Below are 16,016 nucleotides of genomic sequence, written 5' to 3'. Positions count from 1 at the left end.
GAGTTTACTTGATCCCTTCGAGTCTTACCCAACCTTCATGCTGCGCGCCGACCCGCAGCGGCAGCCACGGCGCATAGGCGGCGATGACCTCATCGGCCTGTGATTCGAGAACGCCGGAGAGCGCCAGATGGCCACCCGAGGCGAGCCGCGCGGCAAGCACCGGCGCGAGCAGCTTCAGCGGATTGGTCAGGATGTTCGCGACGACGCGATCGAAACGATCTTCGAGGGGGGCATTGGCGTGCAGGAAGCGGATCGTGACGTCGTTTCTGCCGGCATTGTCGGCCGCTGCCGTAAGCGCCGCCGGGTCGATGTCCACCCCTGCCGTTCGGCCAGCGCCGAGTTTCTTCGCGGCGATGGCGAGAATGCCCGAACCGCAGCCGTAATCGAGCACCGAACAGCCGGGCGTTATATTCGCCTCGAGCCATTCGAGGCACAGCCGCGTGGTCGGATGCGAGCCGGTGCCGAACGCGAGCCCCGGATCGAGCAGCAGATTGATCGCGGCTGGATCGGGGGGCACATGCCACGAGGGCACGATCCACAAGCGTTCGGAAATCCGGATCGGTTCGAACTGCGCTTGCGTCAGACGCACCCAGTCGGCTTCGGCGACCTCCTCGAAAGCGATCGCCGCGGGGACGGCGAGCCCGGCTTCTTTCAAGGTGGCGACGATCCGTTCGCGCAAATCGTCAGACGGTTCGAATAGCGCGACGACGCGGCTCCTTTCCCACGCCGGCGTCGCCGGCGAGCCGGGTTCGCCGAACTGCGGCGTCTCGAGCTCGGTGCCGGCCAGCGCATCTTCGACTGTTGCCGAGATCGCCCCGGCGGCCAACAGCGCATCCGAGAGCGCTTCGGCATGCGCTGCATCGGTTTCGATGGCGACCGAGAGCCACATTATTTTCGGCTGGCTTCCTCGCGCGCGGCGAGTTTCTCTTCGAGATAGTGGATGCTCGCGCCGCCATCGATGAAATTCTGGTCGAGCAGTAAATCCTGATGGAGCGGGATGTTGGTCTTGATGCCCTCGACCATCATTTCGGAAAGGGCGATGCGCATGCGGCGAATGGCCTGATCGCGCGTCTCGCCATAGGAAATCAGCTTGGCGATCATCGAATCGTAGTGCGGCGGCACCGTGTAGCCGGAATAGACATGCGAATCGACGCGGATGCCCGGTCCGCCGGGTGGATGCCAATTGACGATCTTGCCAGGAGATGGCGTGAATTTGAACGGGTCTTCGGCGCAGATGCGGCATTCGATCGCATGGCCGCGAATCTCGACGTCACGCTGGCGGAACCACAGCTTCTCGCCGGCGGCGATGCGAATCTGCGCGCTCACGATGTCGATGCCGGTGACGAGCTCGGTGACCGGATGCTCGACCTGCACGCGCGTGTTCATCTCGATGAAATAGAACTCGCCGTTCTCATAGAGGAACTCGAAGGTGCCGGCGCCGCGATAGCCGATGCGGCGGCAGGCCTCGGCGCAGCGTTCGCCGATGCGCGCGATGGTGCGCCGGTGGAGGCCCGGCGCCGGCGCTTCCTCGATCACTTTCTGGTGACGCCGCTGCGTCGAGCAGTCGCGCTCGGAAAGCCACACCGCGTTGCGGTAATTGTCGGCCAGCACCTGGATTTCGATGTGCCGCGGGTTCTCGAGGAACTTCTCCATGTAGACCATCGGATTGCCGAAGGCCGCCTGCGCTTCGCTGCGCGTCATGGTGACCGCGTTGAGGAGAGCCGCCTCGGTGTGCACGACGCGCATGCCGCGGCCGCCACCTCCTCCTGCCGCCTTGATGATCACTGGATAGCCGATTTCCCGCGCGATTTTCACGATCTGTTGCGGATCTTCGGGCAATGCGCCTTCGGAACCGGGCACACAGGGCACGCCCGCTTCTTTCATCGCGCTCTTGGCCGAGACCTTGTCGCCCATCAGCCGGATCGTCTCGGCCTTTGGGCCGATGAAGACGAAGCCGGATTTTTCCACCCGTTCGGCGAAGTCGGCATTCTCGGAAAGAAAGCCATAGCCGGGATGGATCGCCTGGGCGTCGGTGACCTCCGCCGCCGAGATGATCGCCGGGATGTTCAGGTAACTCGATTGTGAGGCCGGCGGGCCGATGCAGACCGATTCGTCGGCGAGCTTGACGTATTTGGCCTCGGCATCGGCGGTGGAATGCACCGCCACGGTGCGGATGCCCAGCTCGCGGCAGGCGCGCAGCACACGCAGCGCGATCTCGCCGCGGTTGGCTATCAGGACTTTCTCGAACATCGCCATCAGCCGATCACGAACAGGGGTTGATCGAACTCCACCGGCTGGCCGTTGTCGACCAGGATCGCCTTGACGACGCCGTCGGCATCCGACTCGATCTCGTTCATCAGCTTCATCGCCTCGATGATGCACAAAGTGTCGCCCTTCTTGACCGCCTGGCCGACCTCGACGAAGGGGGGGGAGCCGGGGCTGCCGGCGCGGTAGAAGGTGCCGACCATCGGCGCCTTGACGATGTGGCCTTGCGGTTCTGGGCTCGCCTGGGCGTCGAGCGCAGGCGTCGGCGCTGGTGACACGGCAGGCGCTGTTGCCACCGCAGGCCCCATCGGCATGTTGATCGTCGTGGTGCTCGGCAGGGCGACCAACTGCTTGGCGATGCGAATCTTTTCTTCACCCTCGCTGATTTCCAGCTCAGAGATGCCGGAGTTTTGCACCAGCTCGATCAGGGTCTTGAGTTTTCTCAGGTCCATGTGGTTCCTCCCAGCCACGCCGGATTCGGCGCGGGCAATCGATGACGAAACGCTCCTTGTGCAGGAGCAGCCGACCTTACTTACGGATGCGCTCGAGCGCGGCTTCGAGCGCGAGCAGATAGCCTTGGGCGCCCAGGCCGCAGATCGTGCCGACGGCGATGTCGGAAAAGTAGGAGTGGTGCCGGAACGGCTCACGGGCAAAGATGTTCGACAGGTGTATCTCGATGAATGGAATGCCGACCGCCGCCAACGCGTCACGCAAAGCAACACTGGTATGCGTATAGCCCGCGGGATTGATGATGATGAATTCGATGCCCTCGGCGCCGGCAGCCTGGACGCGGTCGATCAGCTCGCCTTCGCTGTTGCTCTGGAAGCTTTCGATCTGCACGCCGGCCGCGCGCGCACGCGCTTCCATCATCGCGTGGATGTCCGCCAGCGTCGTGCGGCCATAGACTTCCGGCTCACGAGTGCCGAGCAGATTCAGGTTCGGGCCATGCAACACCAGGATATGCGCCCTCGGCAAGGCGCCGCTATCCTTTTCGGTAGACGTTTTTTTGCGGGTTGAATTCGACATGGCTGCTAGTTTGCCGCAAATCGATGCAGTTTGTCCAGTTCGGCCCTTTTGCCGTTCACCGGCCCGCCAGCAGCGCCTCGACCGTCTCCAGGCGCGCGCGCGGCCGGGCCCGACCGTCCGCGCCCTTGACATGGACGCGCTCCTCGCGCGGCGGCAGCACGATCAGATTAGCCGGCATCTCCTCGTCGTCGATCACGAAGAGCGCCTCGACCCGCTCGCTCTTCGGCATGCCGTGATGGAAGGGAATGCCCTGATCGAGCAGGAAGATTTCCACCTCCTTGGCGCTGTCCGGAAACAGCAGGATGTCGATGCGCGAATGGCGTGTTGCCGTGCCATCGAGCACCGAGCCGGTGAGCCAGGGAGAAAAGCGCTCCAAGCGGCGCATCAGGAAAACGGCCGCTTCACGCAGCCAGAGGAGCCGCCCGGCCTGCTCCTCTTCCTGATAGATCGCCTGATAATCGCGCACGGCTTCTTCGACCTCGGCGTTGCCCGGCAACGGAAAATTCGCCGGCAGGCCCAGCTGTCGCGCCGCTTTTCTCTTCGCCAGACCGTATTCCATGCCATCTTCGGCGATCAGTCGCGCGGCGGCGTGGGCCAGCTCGGAGCGCAACACCGGAGAATGACGATTCTGGACGCTCGACGGACGATTGCGGCGGGACATCTCGATGTCTCCCGTAGAATGGCCCCACCATTGTAGCCCCATCATCCCCATGCACCTCCACATCCTGGGCATCTGCGGCACCTTCATGGGCGGTATCGCCCTGCTCGCCCGCGCCGCCGGCCACCAGGTCACCGGCTGCGACGCGCATGTCTATCCGCCGATGAGCACCCAGCTCGAAGCGGAAGGCATCCGCCTCATCGAGGGCTACGGCGCCGACCAGATCGCCCTGAACGCCGAGCTATGGGTGATCGGCAATGCGATTTCGCGCGGTAATCCGCTGCTGGAGGCCATCCTCGAACGCAATCTGCCCTATGTTTCCGGTCCGCAATGGCTGGCCGAGAACATCCTGCAAGGCAAATGGGTGCTCGCGGTCGCTGGCACGCACGGCAAGACGACCACTTCGGCGATGCTCGCCTGGATTCTCGCCGATGCAGGTCTGGACCCAGGGTTTCTCATCGGCGGGGTGCCGAAGAATTTCGGAAGATCGGCCAATTTCAGCGAATCCTCCTTCTTCGTCGTCGAAGCCGACGAATACGACACGGCTTTCTGCGACAAGCGTTCCAAGTTCGTCCATTACCGTCCGCGCACCGCGATCCTGAACAATCTCGAATTCGATCATGCGGACATCTTTCCAGATCTCGCCGCGATCGAAACGCAATTCCATCACTTCGTGCGGACGATCCCCGGCAATGGACTGATCGTCGCCAATGCCGCCGAGGCCGCGCTCGAACGGGTATTACAGCGCGGCTGCTGGACGCCCGTCGAGCGCTTCAATGATCCGGCCGGCTGGCATGTCAGCGGCGATGACGCCGAGGGCAGTCTCGTCATTCACGACGCAAGCGGCGAAGTGGGCCGAGTCGGCTGGAAACTGGTGGGCGAGCACAACCGCAACAATGCGCTGGCTGCGCTTTTGGCCGCGCGGCATGCTGGCGTGCCGATCGCACGGGGTCTTCAAGCATTGTCCCGCTTCGAAAATGTCAAACGCCGCCTCGAAGTGCGCGGCATCGCCCGTGGCGTCACCGTCTATGATGATTTCGCCCATCATCCGACCGCGATCCGCGAAACGATCGCCGCGCTGCGCGGCCGGGTGGGAGATGAGCGCATCTTCGCGGTGCTGGAACCGCGCTCGAACACGATGAAACTCGGCACGATGAAGGCGGCGCTCCCCGGCGCGCTTGCCACAGCCGAACGGGTATTCTGCTACGCCGCGAATCTCGGCTGGGATGCTGTCGCCGCCTTGGCGCCGCTTGGCGAGAAGGCGCAAGTGAGCGCCGACCTCGATGATCTCGTGCGTCTCATCGTCGCGGCGGCACGCCCCGGCGACCACGTGCTGGTGATGAGCAACGGCGGCTTTGGCGGCATCCATGACAAGCTGCTCGCTGCACTGGGCGGCTGAATGTTCGCCAAGATCGTCATCATCCTCTTGCTGCTGATCGTCGCCGCCAGCCTGCTGGTGCAGCGCGCCGGCCCGCCCGCCCGCCGTGCGCGTGCCAACCTGCGCCCGCTGGCCCAGCGCATGGCCTTGGTGCTGCTCGGCATCGCGCTAGGCGCGGCATTGATGCATTTCCTTTCGAGCTGATCGCCCGACAAAGCGCTTTGATGCGCGACACAGCGATCGGTCATCCAGGTCCGGCCAACAAGGCCACGGGAAGAGTGGAGAAAAGTGCGCCGACCTCGAGCGCCGTCGCGGCGTCATGTTGCCTGCCGGTCAACTCGTCGCACCACTCGAGGCTTTGTAGATTGGGAGGCAGCTCGATGCATGTGTCGCCCCACACCGACTCGCCGAGCGGATGCGCTTTGCTCGGGCCGAGCAGTTTGGCCGTCAGCCGCGGCACGACGGCGATGACGCAGCGCTCGCCCTGGCAGCGCGCGAAGGCGCAAACATGAACGGCGCGTTCGCCCCGTACCACGAGCGGCCGGTAAGCACCGTCGCGGAACAGCTCGGGCCAGCGTACGCGCAAGACCAGCGCACGATGGATCAGATAGAGCTTGAGGCGGCCGACCGCCAGATCATCGAGCATCGCGATGAGTGCATCCGTGCGTTGTGTCCCCGGCCGCTCGGCAAGTTCCTCGATTTCGGACAAAAGTGCACGGCGCAGCGTGAAATCGACCGGCTGACGGTTATCGGGGTCGACGAGATTGAATTGCAACAGCTCGCACCCTTGATAAATGTCCGGCACACCGGGCGCGGTGAATTTGAGCAGCGTCAGCGACAGGCTGTTATAGAAGCCGTGACGGGCGATGCGCTGCGCAAAGGGGATGAAATCGGTCAAGAACAGGTTTTTCTCGCCGAATGCCAGCAGTGCGGCGATGAAGTCGGACAGGGCCGCCTCATAGGTAGCATTCGGATTGATCCAGCTACTATGCTCCTTGGCTTCGCGCACCGCCTTGATCATGTAGGTCTCGATGCGCTGGCGATACGTCTCGAGTTCCACTGCCGCCGCGAACGGCCAGGTGCCGATCAACGTCTGGTAGAGCAGGTATTCGTCGTTGGCCGAGGGGGCGAGCATGCCGTCGACTTCGCGTTTCTTGGCGCGGTTGATGCGACGCCAGCGCTTGAGCATCAGTTTCCAGACGGCGGGCATTTCCGAGAGCACATCGATACGACAGCGCACGTCCGCGGAGCGTTTGCTGTCATGCGTCGAGGTAGCAAGCAGGTTGTGTGGCCAGCGCCGTGCCCGCGCGCGCGTTGCGCCATGGTAGGCCGCCACCGAGATGCCGAAACGGCGAGGGTCTGCGCCGACATCGTTGAGCGAGACGAGCCGGTGATAGCGATAAAACGCCGTGTCTTCGAGCCCCTTGGCCATCACCGGCGCGGAAAACTGCTGGAACTTCATCGCAAAGCCGAGTACCGCGTCCCGATAAGTTTCGCTACGTCCCTGCACCCGATCGAGGGTCAGGACCTCACGGATGAAATCGAAAATCGAGGCATCGCCGGTCGGGCTGCGTTTCTTGGCGATGGCAACGGCCCATTCGATATGACGCCGGTCATCCTGGGATGCGCCGGCGAGCGAGACATAGCTGCGATAGACGGGGAAACAGGCAGCCGTTTCGGCGAGTGCATCGCGCAAGCCATTCAACGTGAAGTCGCAGGTATCACGATCCATTTCGGCAATGCGCGCGAGGCGGTTGGCCAGCACGGTCAACTCGCTGGCCAACGCGGTTTCCATGATCAGCTTTCTGGCGCGGTAGACGCACTCTTCGAAATCCACTCGCGTTCCGATGAAATCTTCATAGACGCGCGTCATGCGCCGCGCCGCCGCCGGATCGACGAACAGCGCATTGGCCAAATTGGCGAAACGGTAACCGGTGGCGCCGTGAATGGGCCAATGAGCCGGCAATTGCTCATGCTCGGCGAGAATTTTTTCAATGACCAGAAACAGTGGCAATGGTTCGCCGGGCAGTGGCGGCCGGCCACCGACGCGCTCCTGCAGCTGGAAGAAATAGCGGCCGGGATCGTATAGTCCGTCGGGATGATCGATGCGCAGACCATCGACTTTGTCCTGCATCACGAGCTGCAGCAGGTAACGATGCGTGTCTTCGAAGACCGCCGGGCTTTGCATACGCAACGCGGCAAGATCGTTGATGTCGAAGAAACGCCGGTAATTGATCTCGTCCGATGCGACGCGCCAGTAGGCAAGACGATAACCTTGCGCTTGGATCAGTGTGTGCAGTGCATCGAAGCTCGCCGGCTCGTTGGGTCGGCCGTTGAGTTCGGTCACCGCCTGGTGCACATGGTGGGCGATATCCGGACAGGTTTTGCAGAGTGCGGCCAGATGGCGTTTGTGCACTTCCTTGTCGCGCTGTCGCTCGGCCATTGCCGCACCATTGACGGTCAGACGGTCAGGCAAGCGCGAAAACGCGGTCAGCAGGCTCGATAGTTCGACGAAGCGCTCGTCTTGTTCTCCTAGCACGTTCGCCAAGCGGTCGATGCGCCAACCGACGATCTTCGGATAGGTGGCCGGATCGATCGGCAAGCGGTGTTGCCAGTAGTAAAGGCTGAACTCCCCATGGTCGGCATCGAATTCGAGACGCAATTCGCCTCGGTTGAGCACCGCGCCATAATGATCGCCGAGGATCGGCAACAACACCTTGCCTTTGAGCCGTGGATTGGGGGGATCCCAGTCGATGTCGAAATAAGCGGCATGGGTCGCCGCCGGGCCATTTTCGAGCACGTCGAGCCACCAGGCATTGTCGGCGCCCATCACGCCCATGTGATTGGGCACCACGTCGAGGATCAGACCCATACCGTGCGACTTGAGCGCCGCGATGAAACGTTCGTGATCCTCTACGGTACCGATTTCGGGATTCAGTGCGGCATGATCGACGATGTCGTAACCATGATTGCTGCCTGGGCGCGCCTTCAAGTAGGGCGAAGCATAGACGTGGCTTACGCCCAAAGCGGCGAGATAGGGAACGAGTTCCGCCGCCAGCGCAAAGGTGAATGATTTGTTGAACTGCAGACGATAAGTGGCGCGCGGGATGACGGCCGTGCGCCGCGGGGTCGGTTCTGGGGTATGCGGCGTCACCGCGCTGCCGCGTTCGCGGCACAGCACCTCGCCATGGGCGCGGAAACGGCGATCGGCAGGCCATTCCTCGAGGTCGAGCGTCAAGCGGCGTTGCCAGTTGGGATGACGATCGTCCAATGTTCCCGGCAGATTGGCCTGCTCGACGACGCCAAGGATGTCCTCGGGCTGCACCAGACAGATGCGTGCAGGGCTGCGGGCGAGATAGGCTTGCACGCCAAGCGCCAGCGGCAGCGTGATCTCCGGCACCGCGACCGGATGAACGCCGACACCTTCAGGCAATAGCTTTTCGCGTGCCAGCGCGATCAAGAGGCGGGCCCGATCCTGCGCCCGTTCCACGACGAAGCTCTCGCGCTGCGCCTCATCGGGAAACAGGCCGAGCGCCGCGCGGGCGTCGAGATCACGGCCCAGCCAGAATCCGGCCAGAGTCGGCATGTCGTGGGTCGCGAAGCTCACCAACGCTTGCGCCGGAAACTCGGCCGGGGGCAAGAATCCGCCTTCGGCATCGCGTTCCTCGACCAAGGGTCGGTAGGACAGGATATCCGTGCCGGCCAGCCGTTCACGGAAACCTTCGGGCACGGTGCCGAGGTCCTCGCCGATGATCAGACACTGGTTGCGCTGGCTCTCCAAGGCGACGATACCGAGCATCTCTTCGAGCGGGTAAGCAACATAGGCGCCCTCGCTCGGCGGCTTGCCGGCAGGCACCCAGAACAGCCGCGTCATGAACATTGCATGATCGAGGCGCAATGCGCCGGCATGACGCATGTTGGCACGCAAAATGGCGATCAATGGCGCGTAGGCCACCTCGCGCAAACGGTGGGGAATGAACGGGGGCAGTCCCCAATCCTGGCCGTTCAGATTGATTCTTTCCGGCGGCGCACCGGCATGGGCACCGACCGCGAACACGTCTTGCCATGCCCAGACTTCGGCGCCAGCCGGGTTCGCGCCGACGGCCAGATCGGCATACAGACCGACCCCCAGGCCGCGTTGCCACGAGCGTTGTCCGACTTCAGCCAGCTGGCTGTCGGCAAGCCATTGCAGCCAGGCGAAGAATTCCACCCGCTCGGTCTGCGCCGCGACGAAAGCCTTGACCGCCGGCCCATGCGGATCGCGATAGGCCTCTGGCCAGACCGGCCACCCCCAGACAAGTGGATCGGTGGCACGAAAATGCGCCTGCAGCGCATCAAACAGCGCCTGATATTCGAGTGTCGCACCACGCTCCGCGCAATACTGACGGAATGCACGGGCATACTCGGAATCGCGCGCCAGATGTTGCTCGCAGAAATGGCGGTAGAGCAGCTCGAGCACCTCGCGCTTGGCTTGGGCCACTGCCGGATAATCGACCAGCTCCTCGGCACGCAGACGCCGCAGCCGCGCTTGGAATTCGGGTGCGGCAACGAACGCCTGGGCGGCTGCACATTCGTGGAATTCGCGCGTGGCCTCGACGTCGATGTAAAGCACATTCAAGGCACTGCGGTTCGATGGGCTATAGGGACTGAAATGCTGCGGATCGTCCGGGAACAGCGCGTGCAGCGGATTGATGCCAATGATGCCGCCGCCGGCATCCGCCGTCATATCGACGAGATTGCGCAGATCGGTGAAATCGCCCATTCCCCAGTTGCGGCGCGAGCGCATCCCATAAAGCTGCACCGCCAGCCCCCAGACCCGCCCGCAACCGCGGATCGCCTCAGGCTGGTAACAGGTGGGCGGGGCGACGATCAGACTCATGACGGCCTTGAGCGCCCCATCCGTCGTGGTGATATCGAAACGATGGTAGCCAGTCTCGCTGACACTCGGCAGCTCGAGAGCGTAATGACGCCATTCCCGATCTGGCGTCGAAACCTCTGTTTGTGTGACGGTAAGCCACTTGCCCAGCAAAGGGAGCATCGCCGGCACGATTTCGCCACTCGTGATCCTGCCGGCTTCGGTATGCAGGTTCCAGCGCCAGCGCTCCCGAGCGGCGCGTGCCGGCACACCAAGACGGATCGACAGAGGTGCGTCTGCGCGCACGACGTGCACCGCTGGCAGGATGCGTTGCCCGTCGCGCGCTTGCAGCTCCTCCAGGATATCGTCCGGCGCGCGCGCATCGACAGGTAATCGCATCGCGCCGAGCAGCGCGCGTCGAGTCTCGTCCGTCGTCGCATGCGTTTGGCCCCAGACGTCGGTGTAGCCATCGGCGATACCGCAGTATCGCGCCAGCATACGAAGCCCTGACTGCGCTGCGCTCATCATCTACCCTCTTCGTCGATCTGCCAGATCACCGACCAAGGCGGCAGACGGCCCTCGAGCCACGGCTCGTCATCGAGCGAGGGCAGCGCGAAAAGCACCCGCCCTGGCACAACAGCGATGCCTGTCTGCGCCTCTTGGGCAAGATTCATGGTGACAATGAGGCAACTATCGTCGCCGAGCAGCCATTGGGCACGCAAAGCCCGCACACCCAAGCGCGTCACATGGGCACCGCCCCGTATGCCGGCAAGGCGCGGCACGATCTCTTGGCTTCGTAGTGCCAGCAGGCGCTTGTAGAGCGTCAGCATCCGTTGCTGCGGCAGCGCATCGAGCGCATCCCAGTCGAGCACGCAACGGGAAAAGGTGGCGGCGTCGTTGGGGTCGGGGATGTCCTCTCGCCGCCCCGGATCGGCAAAACGCGCGAAACGGGCGAATTCGGCGCGCCGCCCGGCAGTGACCGCAGCAGCGAGCTCCGGCCCGAAATCACAGAAATACAAAAATGGCTGTCTGGCGGCGAATTCCTCACCCATGAACAGCAGCGGTGGCGAGGGCGAGAGTATCAGCACGGCGGTGGCCGCCTCGAGCGCGGCTGTCGGGGCGAGATGACACAAGCGCTCGCCGAAAGCCCGATTGCCGATCTGATCATGGGTTTGCAAGAAATCGACGAAGACGGTCGGCGGCAGATGGCCGCTGGGTTCGCCGCGCACGGCGCCCTCGCGGTAAGGCGAAACTTGGCCCTGCCAGGCAAAGCCTTCGGCCAGACAGCGCGCCAGCGGCATGAACGGATCGTCGGCATAGTCGGCGTAATAACCATCCGTCTCGCCAGTGAGGATCACATGCAGCGCATGATGGAAGTCGTCGTTCCATTGGGCCACGCCGCCGGGCGCGCTGCCGTCTTGCCAGCGCCGAGTTTCGAGATAGCGCGCCTGATTCCTGTCGTTTTCGAGGATCAAGTGGATGTGGCGTCCCTGCGCGGCAGCAAACCCAAGCACGGCGTCGCGGATTTCCTCGACGATGTCGGGTGCCGTCTCGTCGCGGATCGCATGGACGGCATCGAGACGCAGCCCATCGAGGCGATATTCCTCGAGCCAGTAGAGTGCATTGTGAACAAAGAAATCCCGCACGATACGACTGCGTTTGCCGGCGAAACTGATCGCCGCTCCCCACGGTGTCCGATGGTGCGGATCGAAAAACTCCGGGCAATAGCAATGGAGATAGTTGCCCTCGGGCCCGAAGTGGTTGAAGACGACGTCGAGGAACACCATCAGTCCGCGTGCATGGGCGCTGGCGACGAGACGCTTGAGATCTTCCGGACGGCCATAGGCGCTATCCGGTGCGAACGGCAGCACACCGTCGTAGCCCCAGTTACGTCGCCCCGGAAAATCCGCCACTGGCATCAGTTCGATGGCTGTCACACCGAGATCGAGGAGATGATCCAGTCGCGCTTCGGCGCCGGCGAAATCGCCCGGCGGCGAAAAAGTGCCGATGTGCAATTCGTAGATCACCGCTTCATGCCAGGGCCGGCCGCTCCAGTCACACTCGCCGGTCGGCCAGACGAAGGCGGTCGGATCAATGACTTCCGAGGGACCATGCACGTCGTCCGGGTTGTAACGTGAGGCGGGATCGGGCACGAGCAGGCTTTCGCCCTGTTCCGTGGACACGCGGAACCGATAGCGCGTACCGGCTGCGGCGGTGGCCAGTTCCAGGGTATGCCAACCCGTCATGTCGCGAGTCATCGGATATTCGGCAGGTGGATCGCCTTCAATATGCAATATCACTCGTAGCGCCGATGGCGCCCAAAGCCCGAAATGCACGCCGACGGGCGTCACCCGGGCCCCGAACGGCATGGCATGCGAGAACCGATTCATCATGACGCCTGTTCCGTCGGCGCATGCGCTTCGAGCAGGCGCAACAGACTGAATATCGGGATGGCCAGCCAGTCGGGCCGGTTTTCCATTTCATCGAGCAACTCGGCGCACGCTTTCTCGAAGGTGAAGAACTCGATCAAGCGTTGGAAGCAGGCATCGCCGGTGTCGAATCTCGGACATTGAGCAATGGTTGCCCGATAGGCGGACAAGAACGCCGCAGCGGTGTCTTTTTCCCACTCTTGGACGAGCGGGCCAAGCCGATGGCGGTCGGCGGGGCGCTCGGCCGTTGCCTTGTTGGCGGCAAGAGCCGCAACGTAGCTGAAGCAGCGCAGCATGCTGGCGACGTCGCGCAACGGGCTGTGCTTACGGCGCCTATCGGCAAGCGAACGTTTCGGATTACCCTCGAAATCGGTAATGATGAAGTCATTGTGCGCCAACAGCACCTGACCGAGAGTGAAGTCACCGTGGTGGCGTGTTTTCAATCCTTGGATACCGGCCAGACGTTGCGGTGCGAAATGGTCGAGCAGCCGTTGACGTTTGGCGAGCAAGCGGTCGATGCCGCTACGTTGTTCTTCGCCAGCGCCATCACGGAAATGCTCGAGGCGATCCAGGGCATCGACCGCAAGAGTGCGTGCCTCACGACTCCATTGATCGAGATCGGCCGGTTCGATCGGCTCGGGCGCGAAGGCTGGATCGTCGCTCTCGCGGCACAAGGCGAGATGCAGTTCGGCCGTGCGCCGCCCGAGCGTTGCCATCAGTGCGCGGAAAAAGCCGTGGTGATCGCTTGTCGCCGTTTTCTTCTGGCCGTTCGGATCCGCGAGTCGCTCGGCAAGGAAGCGGTCGACATAGTCGAGCGCATAATTCCAGCCGTCGTTCTGGTGCTCGACATAGGCTTGCAGCAGTGCGAGGGTATAGTGATTGCCATCGCTGCCCATGAGCTCGATCGTGCCCGCGACCGGCACGATGTGCCCGAACTGCGCAGTCTCGGTGAGATAACAACCCATCTCCACTTCTGGGTTGATCCCCGCCTGCACTTGCCGATAGCCTTTCAGGAATAGCCGGTTGCCGAAATAGACCGTGGTATTGCTCTGCTCGAGCGCGGGATGGCTGATCGTCGCTTCGACGCCATCGGCCAGTGCATCGAACGGTGGGCAACGGCGGAAAGAAACACGTCCCTTGCCTAACGGTATTTCGAGATTGGCACCGATGCCGCGCACCAGCGCGCGACAGAATTGCTCGTCGCCATAAGCGCCATAGAGAATTCCCATCCGCGCTTTCTGACGCACCTTTGCCAGCATCCAGGGCGCCAATGCCGACAGCCGCTCCTGGCTGGCTTCATCTTCCCAGCAAATCGCCATCGGCAAGAAATAACGCTGAGCATCGCCTTCCGCGAATCCGACCTCGATCAGGGTCAGGAACCAGCTTCCCTGCGGGGTGTTCCACTCCCCTTTCTCCACCAAGGTAACCTTCTGAATCGGCCGGTTGCGCCCCTTGAACCAGCGCTTGGTCTGTAAATAAGGCCCGATCACTTGATGCGTGAGACGTTCCGCGGTCGTCGCCGCGATGGTACGGCGCACCAGGCTTGCATCGGCCTTGCCCCCGGCGAGCGTCAGCCAGCCTTCGGTCAGCACCAGCACCGGCAATTCTGGGCGTGGCAGCCGTTCTTCGTGCCAGTAGGGCACCTCGGCATCGAGAGAGAGCCGGAAAGCGTAGAAGCCATAACCCTTGAGTGTCAGCAGGTAGGGTAGCGTGCCGATCGGCGGGAAGACCGTGCCGCCCATCAGCTCTACGGGGACGCGTCCTTTCCATGGCGCAAGGTCGAGCTCGACGGGCTGCGCGTTGCGCGACAGGTTGACTACGCACAAAATGATCTCGTCTCGCCATTCCCGTACATAGGCGAGCACCTTGCGGTTGCCAGGCTCGAGGAAGTTCAGGCTGCCACGGCCGAATGCCCGGTGGGCCTTGCGCACGGCGATCATGCGCTTCATCCAGTTGAGCAGCGACGAAGGATTGCGCTGCTGCGCCTCGACATTGACCGCTTCGTAGCCGTAGATCGGATCCATGATCGGCGGCAGGTAAAGTCGCTGTGGATCGGCGCGCGAGAATCCGCCGTTGCGGTCTGGACTCCACTGCATCGGTGTGCGGACGCCATTCCTGTCGCCCAGGAAAATATTGTCCCCCATGCCGATTTCATCACCGTAATAAATGATCGGCGAACCCGGCATCGTCATGAGCAGGAAATTCATCAGCTCGATCTTGTCGCGGTTGTTGTCCATCAGCGGCGCCAAGCGGCGACGGATGCCGACATTGACGCGCGAGCGCGGATCGGTGGCATACATGCGATACATGTAATCACGTTCGCGATCGGTGACCATTTCCAGCGTCAGCTCGTCATGGTTGCGCAGAAAGATCGCCCACTGACAACTCTCCGGAATGTCCGGGGTTTGTCGCATGATCTCGACGATCGGGTGGCGATCCTCTTGGGCGATCGCCATGTACATGCGCGGCATCAACGGAAAGTGGTAGGCCATATGGCATTCGTCGCCATTGCCGAAATACTCGCGCACGTCCTCAGGCCACTGATTGGCCTCGGCCAATAGCATGCGGTTGGCGTAGCGGGCGTCGATCTCGGTGCGCATCCGTTTGATCACCGCATGGGTTTCCGGCAGGTTCTCGTTGTTCGTGCCCTCGCGTTCGCACAAGTAAGGGATCGCATCGAGCCGTAAGCCATCGATGCCGAGGTCGAGCCAGAAACGCATGATGCGGATTACCGCCCTGACCACGGCCGGGTTGTCGAAATTGAGATCGGGCTGATGTGAGAAGAAACGATGCCAGTAATAGGCCTGCGCCACCTCATCCCAAGCCCAGTTCGATTTCTCGCTGTCGGTGAAGATGATGCGGGTGCCGGCATACTTCTTGTCGGTATCGCTCCAGACATAGAAGTTGCGCTTGCTCGAACCCGGCGGCGCCCGGCGTGCGGCTTGGAACCAAGGATGTTGATCCGAAGTATGGTTGATGACCAGTTCGGTGATGATCTTCAACCCGCGGCGGTGCGCTTCGCGGATGAAGTTACGCACATCGGCCATCGTGCCGTATTCCGGATGGACGTTGCGATAGTCGGAAATGTCGTAGCCGTCGTCCTTGAAGGGCGAAGGATAGAACGGCAAAAGCCAGAGCGTATTGACGCCGAGATCCTGGAGATAATCGAGTTTCTCGGTCAACCCTTGGAAATCGCCGCTGCCGCTGCCGTCACTGTCGAAAAACGCTTTGACGTGCAGCTCGTAGATGAGCGCGTCTTTGAACCAGAGCGGATCGTCCCCCCAGCTGCTGGCCACGTGCTCCACATTTGCCGATGTTTCCTCGCGCACCTTCGGGTCTCCTCGCTTGCGTTCATGTGGCCGTGTGTTACGCGTGACATGCATTCCCAAGCGTAACCCACTGCGG

Annotated in this window: 10 protein-coding genes; 2 read left to right on the top strand and 8 right to left on the bottom strand. The window is 62.5% G+C overall.

Annotated elements, in window-relative coordinates; all coding sequences use genetic code 11:
• Positions 1 to 4: 4 nt before the first annotated feature.
• The 5 genes from prmA to EL335_RS00785 form a co-directional block, all read right to left on the bottom strand.
• Positions 5 to 889, bottom strand: a complete 885-nt coding sequence (prmA, locus tag EL335_RS00805; protein WP_126443792.1) for a 50S ribosomal protein L11 methyltransferase — start codon at positions 887 to 889, stop codon at positions 5 to 7.
• A complete protein-coding gene (accC, locus tag EL335_RS00800) occupies positions 889 to 2,250 on the bottom strand; it encodes an acetyl-CoA carboxylase biotin carboxylase subunit (protein ID WP_126443791.1) in 1,362 nt (453 codons plus the stop codon). The genes prmA and accC overlap by 1 nt, the downstream gene beginning before the upstream one ends.
• A gap of 5 nt (positions 2,251 to 2,255) precedes the next feature.
• Positions 2,256 to 2,717, bottom strand: a complete 462-nt coding sequence (gene accB / locus EL335_RS00795; protein ID WP_126443790.1) for an acetyl-CoA carboxylase biotin carboxyl carrier protein — start codon at positions 2,715 to 2,717, stop codon at positions 2,256 to 2,258.
• A gap of 76 nt (positions 2,718 to 2,793) precedes the next feature.
• Complete coding sequence (aroQ, locus tag EL335_RS00790) at positions 2,794 to 3,291, bottom strand: type II 3-dehydroquinate dehydratase (protein WP_126443789.1); 498 nt, start codon at positions 3,289 to 3,291, stop codon at positions 2,794 to 2,796.
• A 55-nt stretch (positions 3,292 to 3,346) separates the two neighbouring features.
• Positions 3,347 to 3,952, bottom strand: a complete 606-nt coding sequence (locus EL335_RS00785; protein WP_126443788.1) for a hypothetical protein — start codon at positions 3,950 to 3,952, stop codon at positions 3,347 to 3,349.
• Positions 3,953 to 4,001: 49 nt separating this feature from the next.
• Between EL335_RS00785 and mpl the strand changes: the two genes are divergently transcribed.
• Both mpl and EL335_RS00775 read left to right on the top strand, forming a co-directional pair.
• Complete coding sequence (gene mpl / locus EL335_RS00780; RefSeq protein WP_126443787.1) at positions 4,002 to 5,348, top strand: UDP-N-acetylmuramate:L-alanyl-gamma-D-glutamyl-meso-diaminopimelate ligase; 1,347 nt, start codon at positions 4,002 to 4,004, stop codon at positions 5,346 to 5,348.
• Positions 5,349 to 5,531, top strand: coding sequence for a hypothetical protein (locus EL335_RS00775; protein WP_126443786.1), 183 nt, complete (start codon positions 5,349 to 5,351; stop codon positions 5,529 to 5,531).
• Positions 5,532 to 5,571: 40 nt separating this feature from the next.
• On the opposite strand, the gene EL335_RS00770 is transcribed toward EL335_RS00775, so the two are convergent.
• The 3 genes from EL335_RS00770 to treS are packed head-to-tail and all read right to left on the bottom strand — an operon-like array spanning position 5,572 to position 15,994.
• Positions 5,572 to 10,710: a malto-oligosyltrehalose synthase gene (locus tag EL335_RS00770; protein WP_126443785.1), complete on the bottom strand. Its 5,139-nt coding sequence runs from the start codon at positions 10,708 to 10,710 to the stop codon at positions 5,572 to 5,574.
• The gene (gene treZ, locus EL335_RS00765) at positions 10,707 to 12,575 is read right to left on the bottom strand and encodes a malto-oligosyltrehalose trehalohydrolase (protein WP_284155389.1); all 1,869 of its coding nucleotides are present in this window, start codon (positions 12,573 to 12,575) and stop codon (positions 10,707 to 10,709) included. The genes EL335_RS00770 and treZ overlap by 4 nt, the downstream gene beginning before the upstream one ends.
• Positions 12,572 to 15,994 carry a maltose alpha-D-glucosyltransferase gene (treS, locus tag EL335_RS00760; protein ID WP_126443784.1) on the bottom strand — a complete coding sequence of 1,141 codons (3,423 nt, stop codon included), beginning with the start codon at positions 15,992 to 15,994 and terminating at the stop codon, positions 12,572 to 12,574. Before treS ends, treZ begins: the two co-directional genes overlap by 4 nt.
• Positions 15,995 to 16,016: the final 22 nt, after the last annotated feature.

The sequence above is a fragment of the Sulfuricystis multivorans genome (assembly GCF_003966565.1).
Classification (GTDB): domain Bacteria; phylum Pseudomonadota; class Gammaproteobacteria; order Burkholderiales; family Rhodocyclaceae; genus Sulfuricystis; species Sulfuricystis multivorans.
This window is presented reverse-complemented; position numbering and strand designations above follow the sequence as displayed.